This window comes from Pseudomonas sp. WP18 (genome assembly GCF_036689585.1).
Classification (GTDB): domain Bacteria; phylum Pseudomonadota; class Gammaproteobacteria; order Pseudomonadales; family Pseudomonadaceae; genus Aquipseudomonas; species Aquipseudomonas chlororaphis_E.
This window is the reverse complement of the sequence record NZ_CP144758.1, coordinates 2,031,922-2,049,654: the sequence shown is the minus strand read 5'-3', so window position 1 is coordinate 2,049,654 and position 17,733 is coordinate 2,031,922. Positions and strand designations below refer to the sequence as shown.

Below are 17,733 nucleotides of genomic sequence, written 5' to 3'. Positions count from 1 at the left end.
TCAGTTGTTGTACAGATCGATGATCGCACTGACCGCCTGGGTCTTGGCCTTGGACGCATCGTTACGCGCGTGCTCGATCCGGTTCAGGTAGGCCTCGTCGATGTCGCCGGTGACGTACTTGCCGTCGAACACCGCGCAATCGAACTGCTCGATCTTGATTTTGCCGCCGCCCACCGCTTCGATCAGGTCCGGCAGGTCCTGGTAGATCAACCAGTCGGCGCCGATCAGGTCGGCCACGTCCTGGGTGCTGCGGTTGTGCGCGATCAGTTCGTGGGCACTCGGCATGTCGATGCCGTAGACGTTCGGATAACGCACCGCCGGAGCGGCCGAGCAGAAATACACGTTCTTGGCGCCGGCTTCGCGGGCCATCTGGATGATCTGCTTGCACGTGGTGCCGCGTACGATGGAGTCATCCACCAGCATCACGTTCTTGCCGCGAAATTCCAGCTCGATGGCGTTGAGTTTCTGGCGTACGGATTTTTTCCGCGCAGCCTGGCCCGGCATGATGAAGGTACGGCCGATGTAGCGGTTCTTCACGAAGCCTTCGCGGAACTTGACGCCCAGGTGGTTCGCCAACTCCAGGGCCGCCGTGCGGCTGGTGTCCGGGATCGGGATGACCACGTCGATGTCATGGTCCGGGCGCTCGCGCAGGATCTTCTCGGCCAGCTTTTCGCCCATGCGCAGGCGGGCCTTGTAGACAGAGATGCCGTCGATGATCGAGTCCGGGCGCGCCAGGTAGACGTGCTCGAAGATGCAGGGGGTCAGGCTCGGGTTGGTCGCGCATTGGCGGGTGTGCAGCTTGCCGTCTTCAGTGATGTAGACCGCTTCGCCTGGGGCCAAGTCGCGAATCAGGGTGAAACCGAGCACGTCCAGGGACACGCTTTCGGAGGCGATCATGTACTCGACGCCTTCGTCGGTGTGACGCTGGCCGAACACGATCGGACGAATGCCGTGGGGATCGCGGAAGCCGACGATACCGTAGCCGGTGATCATCGCCACCACCGAGTAGCCGCCGACGCAACGGTTATGCACGTCGGTCACCGCCGCGAACACATCTTCCTCGGTAGGCTGCAGCTTGCCGCGCTGGGCCAGCTCATGGGCGAACACGTTGAGCATCACTTCCGAGTCGGAACTGGTGTTGACGTGGCGCAGGTCCGATTCGTAGATTTCCTTGGCCAGCTGCTCGACGTTGGTCAAGTTGCCGTTGTGCGCCAGGGTGATGCCGTATGGCGAGTTGACGTAGAACGGCTGGGCCTCAGCCGACGTCGAGCTGCCCGCCGTCGGATAGCGCACGTGGCCGATACCCATGTGGCCGACCAGGCGCTGCATGTGACGCTGGTGGAACACGTCACGCACCAGGCCGTTGTCCTTGCGCAGGAATAACCGGCCGTCATGGCTGGTCACGATACCGGCAGCGTCCTGGCCGCGGTGCTGGAGCACGGTTAGCGCGTCATACAGCGCCTGATTGACGTTCGACTTACCGACGATACCGACGATGCCACACATGCGACGCAACCCCTACTTAATGGATCTGAACTGAACAGCACTCACTGCGGCGTTTTGGCCATCGGCAAGAGCTGCTCCTTGAACGGTATTTCAGCGGGTACGCTGATACCGCTGGCAAGCCACTGACTGCTCCAACCCAGAATCAGGTTTTTAGACCAGTCTGCGACCAATAGAAATTGTGGCACGAGCCGGGACTCCTGCCACCACGTATCCTGCTGCACCGGCCCCAAGCTCAGGAGCCCGACGGCCACGACCACCAGCAACGCGCCACGCGCCGCGCCGAAGGCCATGCCCAGGAACCGGTCCGTCCCGGAAAGCCCGGTGACGCGAATCAGTTCGCCGATCAGATAATTGATCATTGCGCCGACCAGCAAGGTGGCGATAAACAAGATGGCACAGCCCGCGATCACGCGAGCCGACGGGGTTTCGATGTATCCGGCGAGGTACTGGGACAGCGAGCCACCAAACATCCAGGCCACGACTCCCGCGATGATCCAGGTCAGCAGCGAGAGGGCTTCCTTGACGAAGCCTCGGCTCAGACTGATCAATGCGGAGATGGCGACGATCGCAACGATCGCCCAGTCAACCCAGGTAAATGGCACGGTGCAGCCTGCAGACGGATAAGGCGGCGCATTTTAGCAGAGCCCAGGGCTGTCGGTAAGCTGCGTGATTCAAATCAGCTAAATCGCCGGTCAACCACGCTCTGGCTGGAAACGTACCACGAAACCCTTGAGGTTCTGCTGGCGCCCGAGCAGGTCACGCAGGCGATCGGCCTCGGCGCGCTCGATCAACGGCCCGACAAATACCCGGTTCTTGCCATCGGCGGAGCGGATATAAGCGTTGTAGCCCTGGCTGCGCAGGTTTTTCTGCAAGCTTTCAGCACTTTCGCGACTGGTCAGGCTGGCCAGTTGCACCGACCAACTGACCGACAGGCCGTTGGCATCCACACGGCTTTGCGTGGTGTCCGGCTTGGCGGGTGCGGCGGTAATCGGCTGGGTCGGGGCCGGCTTGACGGCAGGCGCCGCCGGAGCAGGCGTCGGCGCGACGACCGGTTTGCTCGGCGCTGGCGCAGCGGGTGCGGGTGCGGGTGCGATAGGCGTCGACGGCGCAGCTGGCTGCTGCGCCAGCTCCTCGTCACTCGGTACAGGTTCCTGGGGCAGTGCCTGTGGTTCAGGCACCGCCACCGGCTCTACCTGCACGGGCGGCACGGCAGGCGCCTGGGGCGCAGCCGGCGCATCCACCGTGATCTGGCGCTGCTCGTCCTGGCGGGAAAACAGCATCGGCAGGAAAATCACCGCCAGGGCCACCAACACCAGGGCACCGACCATGCGCTGCTTGTACGCCTTATCCAGCATTGCCATCTGCCGCGTCCTCCGTGGAGCGCCGGGCCAGCCATTGAAGGGCCTCGGCAACACAAAAAAATGATCCGAACAACAGGATCTCGTCATCGGCCGTCGCCGCGGCGCACTGCCCTTCCAGCGCGGCGGCCACACTGCCATAGCTTTGTACAGCAGCACCGTGACGCTGCAAAGTGGCCTGCAACTCGGTCGCCGGACGCGAACGCGGCGAGTCCAGCGGCGTCACCGCCCATTGCTGGACACTAGCACCCAACGCCTCGACAACGCCATCCAGGTCTTTGTCGGACAGCAGTCCGAATACCGCCAGGCGCCGCCCCACGACCGGCCGCCGGGCCAGACGCTCGGCCAGGTACTGCGCGGCATGGGGATTGTGCCCGACATCCAGCAACAGGTTCAGGCGCTTGCCCTGCCACTCGAACTGGCGACGATCCAACCGCCCGACAACGCGCGCTGCCTGCAACGCCTCGGCAATCTGCCCCGCCTCCCACGGCAAGCCGAGCAGCAAGTAGGCCTGAAGCGCCAGCGCGGCGTTTTCCATCGGCAGGTCCAGCAGCGGCAGGTCACGCAGTTCCACTGGCTGGCCCTGGGCATCGCTGCCGCGCCATTGCCAGTGCTGCTCGGTCATTGCCAGGTCAAAATCCCGCCCACGCAGGAAGAATGGGCAGCCCAGCTCGCGGACCTTGTCCAGCAGCGGTTGAGGCGGATCGAGGTCGCCGCAGAGCGCAGGTGCGCCCTGGCGAAAGATACCGGCCTTCTCGAACGCCACGGATTCGCGGGTATCGCCCAGGTAATCGGCATGGTCCACGCCGATGCTGGTGACCAAGGCGATGTCGGCGTCCACCAGGTTGACCGCATCCAGGCGCCCGCCCAGGCCGACTTCCAGCACCACGGCATCGAGGCCTGCCCGAGCGAACAGCCAGAACGCCGCCAGGGTGCCCATTTCGAAATAGGTCAGGGAAGTCTCGCCCCGCCCGGTTTCCACCGCGGCAAAGGCTTCGCACAGTTGGGCGTCAGTGGCCTCGACGCCGTTGACCTGCACCCGCTCGTTGTAGCGCAGCAGGTGCGGCGAACTGTAGACACCGACGTTCAACCCCTGGGCCCGCAGCAGCGAGGCCAGGAAGGCGCAGGTCGAACCCTTACCGTTGGTGCCGGTAACGGTAATGACCCGGGGCGCCGGCTTGGCCAGTCCCATGCGGGACGCTACCGCTTGCGAGCGCTCCAGCCCCATGTCGATGGCCGACGGATGCAACTGCTCGAGGTAGGCAAGCCAGTCGCCCAGGGTACGTTGGGTCATAGGCCTGCAGGCACCGGCGGAACCACGATCGGCTCGACGGGAGCGGCGACGAACTTCGGCGTCGGCAGCCCCATCAGTTGCGCCAGCAGGTTGCCCAGGCGCGGACGCAGTTCCTGGCGATGGATGATCATGTCGATCGCACCGTGCTCCAGCAGGAACTCGCTTCGCTGGAAGCCTTCGGGCAGTTTTTCACGCACGGTCTGCTCGATCACACGCGGGCCGGCAAAGCCGATCAGCGCCTTAGGCTCGCCGACGATCACGTCGCCCAGCATGGCCAGGCTGGCGGAGACACCGCCGTAGACCGGGTCGGTCAGCACCGAGATGAATGGAATGCCTTCTTCACGCAAGCGTGCCAGCACCGCGGAGGTCTTGGCCATCTGCATCAGGGAAATCAGCGCTTCCTGCATCCGCGCACCGCCGGAGGCGGCGAAGCAGATCATCGGGCAACGGTTTTCCAGGGCATGGTTGGCGGCACGAACGAAACGCTCGCCAACGATGGCACCCATGGAACCGCCCATGAAGGAGAACTCGAACGCCGAGACCACCACCGGCATGCCCAGCAAAGTGCCGCTCATGGACACCAGGGCGTCTTTCTCGCCGGTCTGCTTCTGGGCAGCTGTCAGGCGGTCCTTGTACTTCTTGCCGTCGCGGAACTTCAGGCGGTCCACCGGCTCCAGGTCGGCGCCGAGCTCTTCACGACCCTCGGCGTCCAGGAAGATATCGATACGGGCACGCGCGCCAATGCGCATGTGGTGGTTGCACTTGGGGCACACGTCCAGGGTCTTTTCCAGCTCCGGGCGATACAACACCGCTTCGCAGGAAGGACATTTGTGCCACAGACCTTCAGGCACCGAGCTTTTCTTCACCTCGGAACGCATGATCGAAGGGATCAGTTTGTCTACTAACCAGTTGCTCATGCTTTCTTTCTCCAGTACCGGCGGCCCGAACGCTCTGGTTCGCGGCCCCGCGTATGCCCTTGAGCTAAATTCATTGTGCGGCGAGGGCCGAAGGGCCGCCACGGTCAGCGCGAAACATGACCTGCGTGCAACCCAACCTTCCTCAGCCATCCCGGCAACCGCTTCATCGTGGTTGCCACTACGCTATCGGCCCACCCGGAGGCGGTGCCTGCCTGCTGTGTACAGTGCAGGTATGGACGGCGGCAGTCTGCCAGCCGTCACATTGGCGACTGGCTGCTGCGTACAGCCGCCATGAACGCGCGAATCCTTGCCGGATCCTTGATCCCCTTGCCCTGCTCCACGCCGCCGCTCACATCGACCGCATACGGACGAACCTGGCGAATGGCCTCGGCCACATTCTCTGCCGTCAGGCCACCGGCCAGGATAATCGGCTTACTCAGCCCCTTGGGCACCAGTGACCAGTCGAACGCCTCGCCAGTACCCCCGGGAACGCCTTCCACGTAGGTGTCCAGCAAAATACCGCTGGCTCCGGCGAAGGTCTCGCATGCGGCGGCGATGTCATCGCCCGCCTTGACCCGCAACGCCTTGATGTACGGGCGGTGCCAGCCCTCGCAGTCCTCCGGGGTTTCGTCGCCATGGAACTGCAACAGCGCCAGCGGCACCGCATCGAGTATCTCGCCCAGCTCGCAACGACTGGCATTGACGAACAGCCCGACCGGGGTCACGAACGGCGGCAAGGCCTGGATGATTGCCCTCGCCTGCTGCACCGTCACCGCCCTCGGGCTCTTGGCGTAGAACACCAACCCGATGGCATCGGCTCCGGCCTCGACCGCCGCCAACGCGTCCTCGACGCGGGTGATCCCGCAAATCTTGCTGCGAACGGCCGACATGTCGTGAAAACTCCAAGGCAAATCCGTGAAAGTCCCGGATGGTAGCAAATGCTGCGAAAGGCGTCAGCCGTCGAGTTCCGAGAAGCCGGTGAGGAAATGTGGCCCGATGTAACGCTCGGGCAACTCGAATTCATCGCGGTATTCCACCTGCACCAGGTACAGGCCGAACGGATGCGCGGTCACCCCGCCGGAGCGGCGGATACGGCTGTCGAGCACTTCCTTGATCCACTCCACTGGGCGTTCGCCGGCGCCAATAGTCATCAACACACCGGCAATGTTGCGCACCATGTGGTGCAGGAATGCGCTGGCGCGGATGTCGAGCACGATCATCTTGCCGTGCCGCGTCACGCGCAGGTGATGCAGCTCCTTGATCGGCGACTTGGCCTGGCACTGGCCGGCGCGGAACGCGCTGAAATCATGCACACCGACCAGATACTGCGCCGCCTCGGCCATGCGCTCGACATCCAGCGGACGGTGGTTCCAGGTGATTTCTTCGTTCAGGTGCGCCGGGCGGATCTGATCGTTGTAGATCACATAGCGATAACGCCGGGCGATAGCCTTGAAGCGCGCGTGAAAGTGCGCCGGCATCACCTTGGCCCAACTGACGCTGACATCGTGCGGCAGGTTGATGTTGGCGCCCATCACCCAGGCCTTCATCGAGCGCTCGACCTGGGTGTCGAAATGCACCACTTGGCCGCAGGCGTGCACGCCTGCGTCGGTACGACCGGCACAATGCAGCGACACCGGCGAGTCGGCGACTTTGGACAGCGCATTCTCGAGGGTTTCCTGCACCGTCAGCACACCAGAAGCCTGGCGCTGCCAACCCCGATAGCGCGAGCCCTTGTATTCAACGCCCAGGGCGATCCGGAAAAAGCCGTCGGCCGCCATTTCGGCGGCCGGATTGTCTATGTTTGCCAAGGAATTACAGCCTGCTGAGGGACGCAAAGGCGGGCATTATAAGGCCGATGGCTTGGGATGCCAGTCCGGCGGGTGATCTGTGTTGAATGGGCTGGCGCTATCGCGAGCACGCTTACTCCCACAGGGGTTCAGATGGTTTTCAAACCAAGACAAGTCCTTGTGGCGAGGGAGCTTGCTCCCGCTCGAGTGCGCAGCGCTCGCAAAAGTGCTCGACGTGCCATAGAGAGGCCTGCTTCGCAGCCCAGCGGGAGCAAGCTCCCTCGCCACAAGAGCAGCGTGAATGACCCACAAATAAAAACGGCAGCCTCACCGGCTGCCATTTTTTGTATAACCACTGATTCACGCCAGGCGCGACAACATCTCCTGCGCTTCGCTCTTCTGCGTAGCATCGCCTTCGCTAAGGACTTCGCCGAGGATGTCCCGGGCGCCATCATTATCGCCCATGTCCATGTAGGCCTGGGCCAGGTCGAGCTTGGTCGCCACCTCGTCGGTGCCGCTGAGGAAGTCGAAATCCGGCTCGTCCTCGGCGCCGGCCAGCGCATCTTCGGCGGTGAAGGTTGGCTCGCTCAGGCTGTCCGACAGGCGGTCCAACTCGGCATTGACGTCGTCCAGCTCGGACTCGAAGGCGTCCTTCGGCGCGCCAGGGACATCCATTTCGTCAGCCAGGGACAGGTCGAAATCCGCGGGCAGCTCGAGATCGTCGGACGGAGTGTCGAGCAACGCAGGCGCATCGGCCGGCGGCAAGTCGAAGCCCTTGAGGTCGTCGCCCAGATCCAACAGGAAGTCCTCGTCATCGAGGGCTGCGGTCGGGGCCGGGGTATCGGCGCCCAGGTCCAGGTCGAACTCGGACAGGTCATCGAGGCTCTGGTTGGCTTCGGTCTGCTGCTTGAGCACCGACTCGAAGCTCAGGTCGTCGTCTTCCGGGAATGCATCCAGCTCGGCGATCGGCTCGGCGGCCGGTGGCACCGGCGTCGTTTCCAGGTCATCCAGGCTCAGGTCAAAGGCACTGTCCAGTTCCTCATCGGACAACGGCTTGTCTTCCAGCAGGTCCTTGACGTACTGCGCATCCAGCTCGGCGGCCAGTGCCGCCGCAGCCAGGCCGGCGCCGGTCGCCACGACCATGGCAGGGAAACGGCTCTTGAGCTGCTCGACCTGGGCGTAGTTGTCGCCGTTGGCCACGAGCTGGCGCTCCTGGGCGACGAACGCATCGCGATCGCCTTGCTGGCCGTAGACTTCCATGAGCTTCAGCCGCAGGTCACTGCGCTGGGGTTCGGCCTTGATGCCTTGTTCCAGCAGGTCGGCGGCCTGGTTCAGGCGACCGCGGTCGATGTGGGACTGGGCCAGGGGCAACACGTCATCCGAAGGCTCGGCGGCAGGCGCCACCAAGGGCGCGGCAATCGGCGGCGTGACAATCACCGGGGCAACGAGCGGGGCCGGCTTGGGCACTGGCGCAGGCGCCGGTTTTGGCTCGAGTTTGACGCTGGGAGGTGGAACTTCAATGCCCTCGAAGCTGCTCGGGGGCAGATCGAGCTCCGGGGAGAAGTCGGCCTCCTCCTCGAGGGCTCGGGCCATGCGCAAATGTTTCTCGGCTTCCTGCTGGGCCTTGCGGCGGCGGGCGAGCAACAACAGCAGCAACAGCAGGATCAACACGCCGCCGCCCACCAGGCCCAGCAGGACCGGGTTGGTCAGCAGATCGTTGTACTTCTGCTCATTGGAAGCCGCCGGCGCTGGCTCGATCGGCGTGGCCGGCGGTGTCGCTTCCGGGGTGGCGGCCGGTGCGGGAGCAGCCTCGGGCGCGACAGTCGGAGCCTGCGCCCCCGGCGTTTGCGCAGCCGGTGCGGGGGTCAATTGCGCGGACATCGCCGGGGCCGCTTCACCCGCAGGCGGCACTGCGCCACCTTCGGCCTGCATCTTGGCCAGCTGATTGTTCTTCAATTCGATCAGGCGTTGCAGCTTGTCCAACTGGCTTTGCAGGTCGGCCATGCGGCTTTTCAGCTCTTCGTTGTCCCGGCGGGCCGAATCGAGGCTCTCCTGGGTCACCGCCAGCTTGTTGCTCAGCGCCTGGGCATCACCGGCAGCGCCCTTGCCCTTGCCGCCCGCCTTCGCCGACTCGGCCGACACCAGGCTCAGGTTATCGCGACCAGCGGCCTGGGCCGGCGCGCCTTCACCGCGGCCACGCCGGGTTGCATCCAGCTGTTGCTGGCCCGCGCCCGCCACGCCACGCCGCCCCGAACGCCAGGCGGCGTTCTGCGCGGCGACTTCGGCAATGGCCTGGGGCTGCGGCAGCGCGGTGCTTTGCACCGAGTCTGGCAAGCGCAGCACCTGGCCGGTCTTGAGCAGGTTGATGTTGCCGTTGATGAATGCATTCGGATTCAACGCCTGGATCGCCAACATGGTCTGCTGGACCGACCCGCCGTTGCGCACCTTGGCGGCGATTTCCCACAGGGTGTCGCGCGGCGTGGTGGTGTACTGGGAAGGCTTGGTGGCACCGGTGACCGGCGTGGACACCACCTGAGGCGGTTTCGCCCGGGCAGCATCCGCCGCCTGCGGGGAGAACTTGGACGGGTCGAGCAGCACGCTGTAGTCGCGCAACAGGCGACCGTTGGGCCACATCACCTGCACCAGGAACTTGACCATCGGCTCGGACAGCGGCCGGCTGGAGGTGACCCGCAAGACGCTCTTGCCATTGGCGTTGATCACCGGCGTGAAGCTCAGGTCGTTGAGGAAGGCTTGGCGGTCGACGCCGGCCTTGGCGAAGTCTTCGGGCGAGGCCAGGCTCGGCACGACTTCGGCGGCGGTCAACTGCTGGACGTCGAGCAGCTCGATCTCGGCGACCAGGGGCTGGTTCGGCGTCGACTTCAGGGTCAATTCCCCAAGCCCGAGCGCCTGCGCCATACCGGAGGACAGCGCCGAGGCGGCCGCTATTGCTAACACCAGTTTGCGAACTTGAACCATAGCCTCTTCCTTTGTTTGAACATTCCTCGGCCAGCGAGAAGGTATTGATGCCGCTGCCGTAAGGCATTGCGCGCAGCCCCGAAGCGACGGTGCGCGCGATCGTTTCACTCATGTCCCGGGAAGCCCCCGGAGGGAGGTTCGCCTTCAGCTCTCTGGCCAAGCATAGCGCCCAGCTAGAACCATTCGACAAATTGACGCCAAGTATCTTTTACAGCAAGTCTTTTATCAACAACTCAGCGACCTGCACCGCATTGAGCGCCGCGCCTTTGCGTACGTTATCTGACGTCAGCCACATATTTAGTTCAGCCGGATCGTCGATACCCAGTCGCACACGCCCGACGTAGACCTCATCCTGCCCCACCGCATCGCCCACCGGCGTCGGGTAGTCGCCCGCCTCCACGAGCTCGATACCCGGCGCAGCTTCGAGGGCCGCATTGACCTTCGCCAGGTCGACGGCATCGGCCGTCTGCACCGTCACGCTAAAGCTATCGCCAAAAAACACCGGCGCTTGAATGCAAGTACCGGAAATCTTTAACAAAGGTTGCTCCAGCACCTGGCGCAATTCGCGCACCAGGCGCTTTTCCAGCAGCGTGTGACCCTGCTCGTCCGGCGTACCGACCTGGGCCAGCAGGTTGAACGCCATCTGCCGATCGAAAAAGGTCGGCTCCAACGGGCGGGCGTTGAGCAGTTCGGCGGTCTGGCGCGCCAACTCGTTCACGGCGACACGGCCCTGGGTGGACACGGCGAGGTGGGCGGTCACGCTGACGCGCTGCATCACCAGACACTCGCGCAGCGGCGCCAGCGCCATGGCCAGTACCGTGGCCGAAGCGCTCGGGCTGCTGACCTGGAAAGGTTTTGCCAGGCCGGCCAGCACCTGGGCGTTAGCTTGCGGCACGATCTGCGGCGCCTGCTCCGGCGGCAACGCACCGGACAGATCGACCAACGCACAGCCGGCCGCCGTGGCACGCGGGGCGAAACTCAGGGTCACCGCCGGGCCTGCGGCGAAAAACGCCAGTTGAACCTTGCTGAAATCAAATTCAGCGACCTCCCGCACCCGCACGTTCTTGCCACGAAACAGCACCGAGCTGCCGGCCGACTCGCTGCTGGCCAGCAAATGCAGGTTGCCGATCGGGAAATCGCGCTCTTCGAGAATCTGGACAAGGGTTTCGCCGACAGTACCGGTGGCGCCGATCACGGCAATATCAAAGGACTGGCTCATGGGTCTACCTCAGGTAACACGGGGGGAGCGGCACTTTACCGGGTGGTGGGTATGCAGGCAATTGGCTGGGGGACTTGCAGTGCCTGGACTGGCCTCCTCGCGAGCAAGCTCGCTCCCACATGGGATTTCGCGGCGAACAAAGAACCTGTGGGAGCGGGCTTGCTCGCGAAGACGGGGGCACATTCAACGCAGGTGCAAACTGACATACCGCTTTCGCGAGCAAGCCCGCTCCCACAAGGACGCGTTTATCTGTAACCATAAAAAAACCCGCACCTTTCACAAGGCACGGGTTCTTTCACAGCCACATCGAATCAACGCTCGAGCAGGATCCGCAGCATGCGGCGCAGCGGCTCGGCCGCACCCCACAGCAACTGGTCGCCGACGGTGAAGGCACCGACGAATTGCGAACCCATGTTCAGCTTGCGCAGACGCCCCACTGGCACGTTCAGGGTGCCGGTGACCTTGGTTGGGCTCAGCTCCTGCATGCTGATGTCGCGGTTGTTCGGCACCAGCTTGACCCATGGGTTGTGCTGGCTGATCAGCCCTTCGATGTCGGCGATCGGGACGTCTTTGTTCAGCTTGATGGTCAGCGCCTGGCTGTGGCAGCGCATGGCACCGATGCGCACACAGATGCCGTCCACCGGGATCGGGCTCTTGAAGCGGCCCAGGATCTTGTTGGTTTCAGCCTGGGCCTTCCACTCTTCGCGGCTCTGGCCGTTAGGCAGTTCCTTGTCGATCCACGGGATCAGGCTGCCGGCCAGCGGCACGCCAAAGTTCTCGGTCGGATAGGCATCGCTGCGCATCGCCTCGGCCACCTTGCGGTCGATGTCCAGGATGGCGCTGGCCGGGTTGGCCAGGTCATCGGCGACGGCGGCGTGGGTCGCGCCCATCTGCTTGATCAGCTCGCGCATGTTCTGCGCACCGGCACCGGACGCCGCCTGGTAGGTCATGGCGCTCATCCACTCCACCAGGCCGGCCTCGAACAGGCCGCCCAGGCCCATCAGCATCAGGCTGACGGTGCAGTTGCCGCCGATGTAGTTCTTGGTGCCCGCATCCAACTGCTGGTCGATGACCTTGCGGTTCACCGGATCGAGAATGATCACCGCGTCGTCCTGCATGCGCAGGCTGGAAGCGGCGTCGATCCAGTAACCCTGCCAGCCGGCTTCACGCAGCTTGGGGAAGACTTCGCTGGTGTAGTCGCCGCCCTGGCAGGTCAGGATCACGTCGAGGGTCTTGAGCTCTTCGATGCTGTAGGCATCCTTGAGCGCGCCGGTATCCTTGCCCACGGACGGGCCCTGGCCACCTACGTTGGAGGTGGTGAAAAACACCGGCTCAATGAGATCGAAATCCTGCTCTTCCAGCATTCGCTGCATGAGCACGGAACCGACCATGCCGCGCCAACCGATCAGACCTACACGTTTCATCGCAACTACACCTATACAAAAGTGGGCCACCGTCGAAGCAGTGGGCCCGAAAGATTACAGATTCCGCAGCGCGGCGACTACTGCATCGCCCATTTGCTGCGTACCGACTTTGGTACAACCGGCCGACCAGATATCGCCTGTGCGCAAGCCCTGGTCCAACACCACGCTGACCGCCTGCTCGATGGCGTCGGCCGCGTCACTGCGGTTGAAGCTGTAGCGCAGCATCATCGACACCGACAGGATGGTCGCCAACGGGTTGGCGATGCCCTGCCCGGCGATGTCCGGCGCCGAACCGTGGCATGGCTCGTACATCCCCTTGTTGTTGGCATCCAGGGACGCCGACGGCAACATGCCGATGGAACCGGTGAGCATCGACGCTTCGTCGGACAGGATGTCGCCGAACATGTTGTCGGTGACCATCACGTCGAACTGCTTCGGCGCACGCACCAGTTGCATGGCGGCGTTGTCGACGTACATGTGGCTCAGCTCGACGTCCGGGTAATCCTTGGCCACCTGCTCGACCACTTCGCGCCACAGTTGGCTGGACGCCAGCACGTTGGCCTTGTCCACCGAGCACAGCTTCTTGCCCCGCACGCGGGCCATGTCGAAACCGACCCGGGCGATGCGGCGGATTTCGCTTTCGCTGTACGGCAGGGTGTCGTAGGCCTGGCGTTCGCCATTATCCAGCTCACGGGTGCCACGGGGGGCGCCGAAGTAGATACCGCCGGTCAGCTCACGAACGATGAGGATGTCCAGGCCCGAGACAATTTCCGGCTTCAGGCTCGAAGCATCGGCCAGTTGCGGGTAGAGGATCGCCGGACGCAGGTTGCCGAACAGGCCCAGTTGCGCACGGATCTTCAGCAGGCCGCGCTCGGGGCGGATGTCACGCTCGATCTTGTCCCATTTCGGGCCGCCCACGGCGCCCAGCAGCACGGCATCGGCCGCACGGGCACGCTCCAGGGTTTCATCGGCCAGCGGCACGCCGTGCTTGTCGATGGCTGCGCCACCGATGACGTCGTGGCTGAGCTCGAAGCCCAGGTCGTACTTGTCGTTCGCCAACTCCAGGACCTTGACCGCCTCGGCCATGATTTCCGGGCCAATACCGTCGCCGGGGAGAATCAGAATCTGCTTGCTCATGCTTTCCTCGTTTGCTCTATCGGCACGCACCAGGTTCTAAACCCAGGTCGCACCAGGAAAAATGCTATCGCTCGGCCCACAGCACCAGTACATCTGTACTGAACGAACCATCGGCCTCAATCTCAAAATATTCACGCACTTCATCGCCCATCGCACGCTGCAGCGCCAGAATCGCCCCGCGCATCACCTCGGGGGTGCGCATGCGCTCGACCCAGGACTGGTATTCCAACCGCAGGCGCTGGCGCGAAAGACTGCGGGTGTACAGCCCCGCCTCGCTGACCTGGCGCAACCACTCGTCAGCCGAATAGTCGCGCACATGGCTGGTGTCGCGCAGCACTTCGATGCTTTGCAGGTAAGTGTCCAGCAACGGTGTGCCCGGCGACAGGATATCGATGAACGCCATCACCCCACCCGGCTTGAGCACGCGGCGCACTTCGCGCAACGCCAGGCCCAGGTCGCTCCAATGATGCGCCGAATAGCGGCTGAACACGAAGTCGAACTCGCCATCAGCGAACGGCAGGCGCTCGGCGGCACCGCGCACCGTGGTGATGTTGTCCAGGCCACGGTCCGCAGCCGCCGTGGCCACGACATCGAGCATCTGCTGTGACAGGTCATAGGCCACCACTTCACCGGCCAGCGGCGCCACGTGGAAACTCACGTGGCCGGCACCGCATCCCAGGTCCAGCACACGCGCCTGCTCATGACCGGCCAGCTCCGCCTTCAGCAGCGCGAACTCGGCGCCCTGGGCGTGCACGGCACTGCTCAGGTAGGCCGAGGCCTGTTCACCGAATTGTTTCTGTACAACCTGACTGTGGGCGGTGCTGGTCATGGGCACTTCCTTTTTTGGGGTTAGCCTGGTGGTGTTTTTGCTGCCGTCTTCGAGGGCGAGCCCGCGCCCACACTGGATGTTCGCAAAACTTTGTGGGAGCGGGCTTGCCCGCGAAGAGGCCGGCCCTGCCTATTTAAAGCTCAAATCAATCAGGCATCGCGAAACAGCCAAGGCTGGCTCGCCCGGTGCCTGGCCTCGAACGCGGCAATCGCATCGCTGTCCTGCAGGGTCAGGCCGATGTCATCCAGGCCATTGAGCAGGCAATGCTTGCGGAAGGCATCGATCTCGAACCCCAGCACCTTGCCGTCGGGACGGGTGACGGTCTGGGCCGCCAGATCGATCTGCAACTGGTAACCCGGGTTGGCTTCGACCTGCTGGAACAGCTCGTCGACTTCAGCGTCGCTCAGGATGATCGGCAGCAAGCCGTTCTTGAAGCTGTTGTTGAAGAAGATGTCGGCGTAGCTCGGCGCGATGATGCTACGGAAACCGTACTCTTCCAGGGCCCACGGCGCGTGCTCGCGGCTCGAACCGCAGCCGAAGTTCTCGCGGGCCAGCAACACGCTGGCGCCTTGGTAACGCTCGGCGTTGAGTACGAAATCCTTGTTCAGCGGGCGCTTGGAGTTGTCCTGGTACGGCTGGCCCACATCCAGGTAGCGCCACTCATCGAACAGGTTCGGGCCGAAACCGGTGCGCTTGATGGACTTCAAGAACTGTTTGGGAATGATCTGGTCGGTGTCGACGTTGGCACGATCCAAAGGCGCGACAAGACCGGTGTGCTGGGTAAAAGCTTTCATGCTGCGCTCCTTCAGATCAATTCGCGGACGTCGACGAAACGGCCGTTGACAGCCGCTGCCGCGGCCATGGCCGGGCTCACCAGGTGCGTACGGCCACCGGCGCCCTGACGGCCTTCGAAGTTACGGTTGGAGGTGGAAGCGCAATGCTCGCCCGACTCCAGGCGATCCGGGTTCATCGCCAGGCACATCGAGCACCCCGGCTCACGCCATTCGAAACCGGCCTCGATGAACACTTTGTCCAGCCCTTCCGCTTCAGCCTGGGCTTTCACCAGGCCCGAGCCTGGCACCACGATGGCCTGCTTGATGGTCGAAGCAACCTTGCGGCCCTTGGCGATCACCGCGGCAGCGCGCAGGTCTTCGATCCGCGAGTTGGTGCACGAGCCGATGAACACGCGGTCGAGCTGAATGTCGGTGATCGCCTGGTTGGCGCTCAGGCCCATGTATTTCAAGGCACGGACGATAGAGTCGCGCTTGACCAGGTCCATCTCCTTGGCCGGATCCGGGACGTTCTGGTCAACGGCCAGGACCATTTCCGGCGAAGTGCCCCAGCTGACCTGCGGTTTGATCTGGGCGGCGTCGAGTTCGACCACGGTGTCGAAGTGGGCGTCGGCGTCGGACACCAGGTCCTTCCAGGCTTCGACCGCCATGTCCCACTCCGCGCCTTTTGGCGAGAACGGACGACCCTTAACGTATTCCACGGTTTTTTCATCGGCCGCCACCAGGCCCACGCGGGCACCGGCCTCGATGGACATGTTGCAGATGGTCATGCGGCCTTCGACGGACAAGTCGCGAATCGCGCTGCCAGCGAACTCGATGGCATGGCCGTTGCCGCCGGCGGTGCCGATCTTGCCGATCACCGCCAGGACGATGTCCTTGGCAGTCACACCGAACGGCAGCTTGCCTTCGACGCGAACCAGCATGTTTTTCATTTTCTTGGCGACCAGGCACTGGGTGGCGAGCACGTGCTCGACCTCGGAAGTACCGATGCCATGGGCCAGGGCGCCGAATGCGCCGTGGGTGGAAGTGTGCGAGTCGCCGCAGACCACGGTCATGCCGGGCAAGGTCGCGCCCTGCTCCGGGCCGATGACGTGGACGATACCCTGGCGCACGTCATTCATCTTGAATTCGACGATGCCGTACTCGTCACAGTTATCGTCGAGGGTCTGGACTTGCAGGCGCGAGACCTGGTCGGCAATGGCCGCGATGCCGCCCTTGCGCTCCGGGGTGGTCGGTACGTTGTGGTCCGGGGTGGCGATGTTGGCGTCGATGCGCCACGGCTTGCGCCCAGCCAGGCGCAGGCCTTCGAAGGCTTGCGGCGACGTCACTTCGTGGATGATGTGACGATCGATATAGATCAGCGCCGAGCCATCGTCGCGCTGCTTGACCAAATGCGAATCCCAGAGCTTGTCGTAGAGCGTTTTGCCGGCCATCAGACGGTTCCTCATCAGCTTGTTTCTATGCCCCGGGCCTTGAACGTTTCAATAACCCTTTGGCTTGTGAGGCTGATGCTATGGGGTTACATTGAATAACTCAAATTCATATTTTTTATACTTTGCATAACCAACTGGAATTCGACCCCGACCGCCATGGACCTCGCCAACCTCAACGCCTTTATTGCCATCGCCGAGACGGGCAGTTTCTCCGGCGCCGGTGAACGCCTGCACCTGACCCAACCGGCCATCAGCAAGCGCATTGCCGGCCTGGAACAACAACTCAACGTACGCCTGTTCGACCGCCTGGGCCGTGAAGTGGGCCTGACCGAGGCCGGCCGCGCGCTGCTGCCACGGGCCTATCAAATCCTCAATGTACTGGACGATACCCGCCGCGCCCTGACCAACCTGACCGGCGAAGTGACCGGGCGACTGACCCTCGCCACCAGCCACCACATCGGCCTGCACCGCCTGCCACCGCTGTTGAGGGCATTCACCCGACGCTACCCACAGGTGGCGCTGGATATTCAGTTCCTGGATTCGGAAGTGGCCTACGAGGAAATCCTCCATGGCCGGGCGGAGCTGGCGGTTATCACCCTCGCCCCCGAACCGCACACGCTGGTGCGTGCCACGCCGGTCTGGGACGACCCGCTGGATTTCGTGGTGGCGCCGGAACATGCGCTGCTGGAAAACGGCGCCGTCAGCCTCGCCGACATCGCCTTGCACCCCGCGGTCTTCCCGGGCGGCAATACGTTCACCCATCACATCGTGCGACGGCTGTTCGAGGCCCAGGGCCTGACGCCCAACATCGCCATGAGCACGAATTATCTGGAAACCATAAAGATGATGGTTTCCATCGGCCTGGCCTGGAGCGTTTTGCCGCGCACCATGCTCGACGAACAGGTGGCGCGTATTCCTTTGCCAGGCATACAGCTCACTCGCCAGCTAGGCTATATCTTGCACACCGAACGGACGCTGTCGAATGCTGCACGGGCCTTCATGGCGCTACTGGACGCACAAATCGATCTGCCAGGGACTCAGGCATAGGTTGTGCGACGCCTG

Annotated in this window: 15 protein-coding genes; 1 reads left to right on the top strand and 14 read right to left on the bottom strand. The window is 63.5% G+C overall.

Annotation, left to right across the window (positions count from 1 at the left end):
- From purF to leuC, 14 genes are all read right to left on the bottom strand, one after another.
- On the bottom strand, positions 1–1,506 hold the full coding sequence (gene purF, locus V5F23_RS09020; protein WP_042728273.1) for an amidophosphoribosyltransferase: 1,506 nt from the start codon (positions 1,504–1,506) through the stop codon (positions 1–3).
- A 41-nt stretch (positions 1,507–1,547) separates the two neighbouring features.
- Entirely contained in the window at positions 1,548–2,108 is a 561-nt protein-coding gene (locus V5F23_RS09015) for a CvpA family protein (protein ID WP_039593931.1), read from the bottom strand.
- 90 nt (positions 2,109–2,198) lie between these two features.
- Positions 2,199–2,867 (bottom strand): SPOR domain-containing protein, encoded by a 669-nt coding sequence (locus V5F23_RS09010; RefSeq protein WP_212803585.1) that lies wholly within the window; start codon positions 2,865–2,867, stop codon positions 2,199–2,201.
- A complete protein-coding gene (gene folC / locus V5F23_RS09005; protein ID WP_338498100.1) occupies positions 2,851–4,158 on the bottom strand; it encodes a bifunctional tetrahydrofolate synthase/dihydrofolate synthase in 1,308 nt (435 codons plus the stop codon). The genes V5F23_RS09010 and folC overlap by 17 nt, the downstream gene beginning before the upstream one ends.
- The gene (accD, locus tag V5F23_RS09000) at positions 4,155–5,075 is read right to left on the bottom strand and encodes an acetyl-CoA carboxylase, carboxyltransferase subunit beta (protein WP_042732641.1); all 921 of its coding nucleotides are present in this window, start codon (positions 5,073–5,075) and stop codon (positions 4,155–4,157) included. The genes folC and accD overlap by 4 nt, the downstream gene beginning before the upstream one ends.
- Positions 5,076–5,332: 257 nt before the next feature.
- Complete coding sequence (locus tag V5F23_RS08995) at positions 5,333–5,965, bottom strand: phosphoribosylanthranilate isomerase (protein WP_212803584.1); 633 nt, start codon at positions 5,963–5,965, stop codon at positions 5,333–5,335.
- A gap of 63 nt (positions 5,966–6,028) precedes the next feature.
- On the bottom strand, positions 6,029–6,853 hold the full coding sequence (truA, locus tag V5F23_RS08990) for a tRNA pseudouridine(38-40) synthase TruA (protein WP_003203852.1): 825 nt from the start codon (positions 6,851–6,853) through the stop codon (positions 6,029–6,031).
- 369 nt (positions 6,854–7,222) lie between these two features.
- Complete coding sequence (locus V5F23_RS08985) at positions 7,223–9,838, bottom strand: FimV/HubP family polar landmark protein (protein WP_123578637.1); 2,616 nt, start codon at positions 9,836–9,838, stop codon at positions 7,223–7,225.
- A gap of 208 nt (positions 9,839–10,046) precedes the next feature.
- On the bottom strand, positions 10,047–11,057 hold the full coding sequence (locus tag V5F23_RS08980) for an aspartate-semialdehyde dehydrogenase (RefSeq protein ID WP_042728367.1): 1,011 nt from the start codon (positions 11,055–11,057) through the stop codon (positions 10,047–10,049).
- A 311-nt stretch (positions 11,058–11,368) separates the two neighbouring features.
- Complete coding sequence (asd, locus tag V5F23_RS08975) at positions 11,369–12,481, bottom strand: aspartate-semialdehyde dehydrogenase (RefSeq protein WP_042728366.1); 1,113 nt, start codon at positions 12,479–12,481, stop codon at positions 11,369–11,371.
- A gap of 54 nt (positions 12,482–12,535) precedes the next feature.
- Complete coding sequence (leuB, locus tag V5F23_RS08970; protein ID WP_042728365.1) at positions 12,536–13,618, bottom strand: 3-isopropylmalate dehydrogenase; 1,083 nt, start codon at positions 13,616–13,618, stop codon at positions 12,536–12,538.
- A gap of 64 nt (positions 13,619–13,682) precedes the next feature.
- Positions 13,683–14,447 carry a class I SAM-dependent methyltransferase gene (locus V5F23_RS08965; protein WP_047737337.1) on the bottom strand — a complete coding sequence of 255 codons (765 nt, stop codon included), beginning with the start codon at positions 14,445–14,447 and terminating at the stop codon, positions 13,683–13,685.
- Between the two features lie 149 nt (positions 14,448–14,596).
- Positions 14,597–15,241: a 3-isopropylmalate dehydratase small subunit gene (gene leuD / locus V5F23_RS08960; RefSeq protein WP_042728363.1), complete on the bottom strand. Its 645-nt coding sequence runs from the start codon at positions 15,239–15,241 to the stop codon at positions 14,597–14,599.
- Between the two features lie 11 nt (positions 15,242–15,252).
- A complete protein-coding gene (gene leuC / locus V5F23_RS08955; protein WP_042728362.1) occupies positions 15,253–16,671 on the bottom strand; it encodes a 3-isopropylmalate dehydratase large subunit in 1,419 nt (472 codons plus the stop codon).
- 156 nt (positions 16,672–16,827) lie between these two features.
- On the opposite strand from leuC, the gene V5F23_RS08950 reads away from it, so the two are divergent.
- On the top strand, positions 16,828–17,718 hold the full coding sequence (locus V5F23_RS08950) for a LysR family transcriptional regulator (RefSeq protein WP_042728361.1): 891 nt from the start codon (positions 16,828–16,830) through the stop codon (positions 17,716–17,718).
- Positions 17,719–17,733 lie beyond the last annotated feature (15 nt).

Bases quoted from the DNA above. Each gene is read 5' to 3' on its own strand.
- purF (WP_042728273.1), bottom strand. From the start codon at position 1,506: ATGTGTGGCATCGTCGGTATCGTCGGTAAGTCGAACGTCAATCAGGCG.
- V5F23_RS09010 (WP_212803585.1), bottom strand. From the start codon at position 2,867: ATGGCAATGCTGGATAAGGCGTACAAGCAGCGCATGGTCGGTGCCCTG.
- folC (WP_338498100.1), bottom strand. From the start codon at position 4,158: ATGACCCAACGTACCCTGGGCGACTGGCTTGCCTACCTCGAGCAGTTG.
- accD (WP_042732641.1), bottom strand. From the start codon at position 5,075: ATGAGCAACTGGTTAGTAGACAAACTGATCCCTTCGATCATGCGTTCC.
- V5F23_RS08995 (WP_212803584.1), bottom strand. From the start codon at position 5,965: ATGTCGGCCGTTCGCAGCAAGATTTGCGGGATCACCCGCGTCGAGGAC.
- truA (WP_003203852.1), bottom strand. From the start codon at position 6,853: ATGGCGGCCGACGGCTTTTTCCGGATCGCCCTGGGCGTTGAATACAAG.
- V5F23_RS08985 (WP_123578637.1), bottom strand. From the start codon at position 9,838: ATGGTTCAAGTTCGCAAACTGGTGTTAGCAATAGCGGCCGCCTCGGCG.
- V5F23_RS08980 (WP_042728367.1), bottom strand. From the start codon at position 11,057: ATGAGCCAGTCCTTTGATATTGCCGTGATCGGCGCCACCGGTACTGTC.
- asd (WP_042728366.1), bottom strand. From the start codon at position 12,481: ATGAAACGTGTAGGTCTGATCGGTTGGCGCGGCATGGTCGGTTCCGTG.
- leuB (WP_042728365.1), bottom strand. From the start codon at position 13,618: ATGAGCAAGCAGATTCTGATTCTCCCCGGCGACGGTATTGGCCCGGAA.
- V5F23_RS08965 (WP_047737337.1), bottom strand. From the start codon at position 14,447: ATGACCAGCACCGCCCACAGTCAGGTTGTACAGAAACAATTCGGTGAA.
- leuD (WP_042728363.1), bottom strand. From the start codon at position 15,241: ATGAAAGCTTTTACCCAGCACACCGGTCTTGTCGCGCCTTTGGATCGT.
- leuC (WP_042728362.1), bottom strand. From the start codon at position 16,671: ATGGCCGGCAAAACGCTCTACGACAAGCTCTGGGATTCGCATTTGGTC.
- V5F23_RS08950 (WP_042728361.1), top strand. From the start codon at position 16,828: ATGGACCTCGCCAACCTCAACGCCTTTATTGCCATCGCCGAGACGGGC.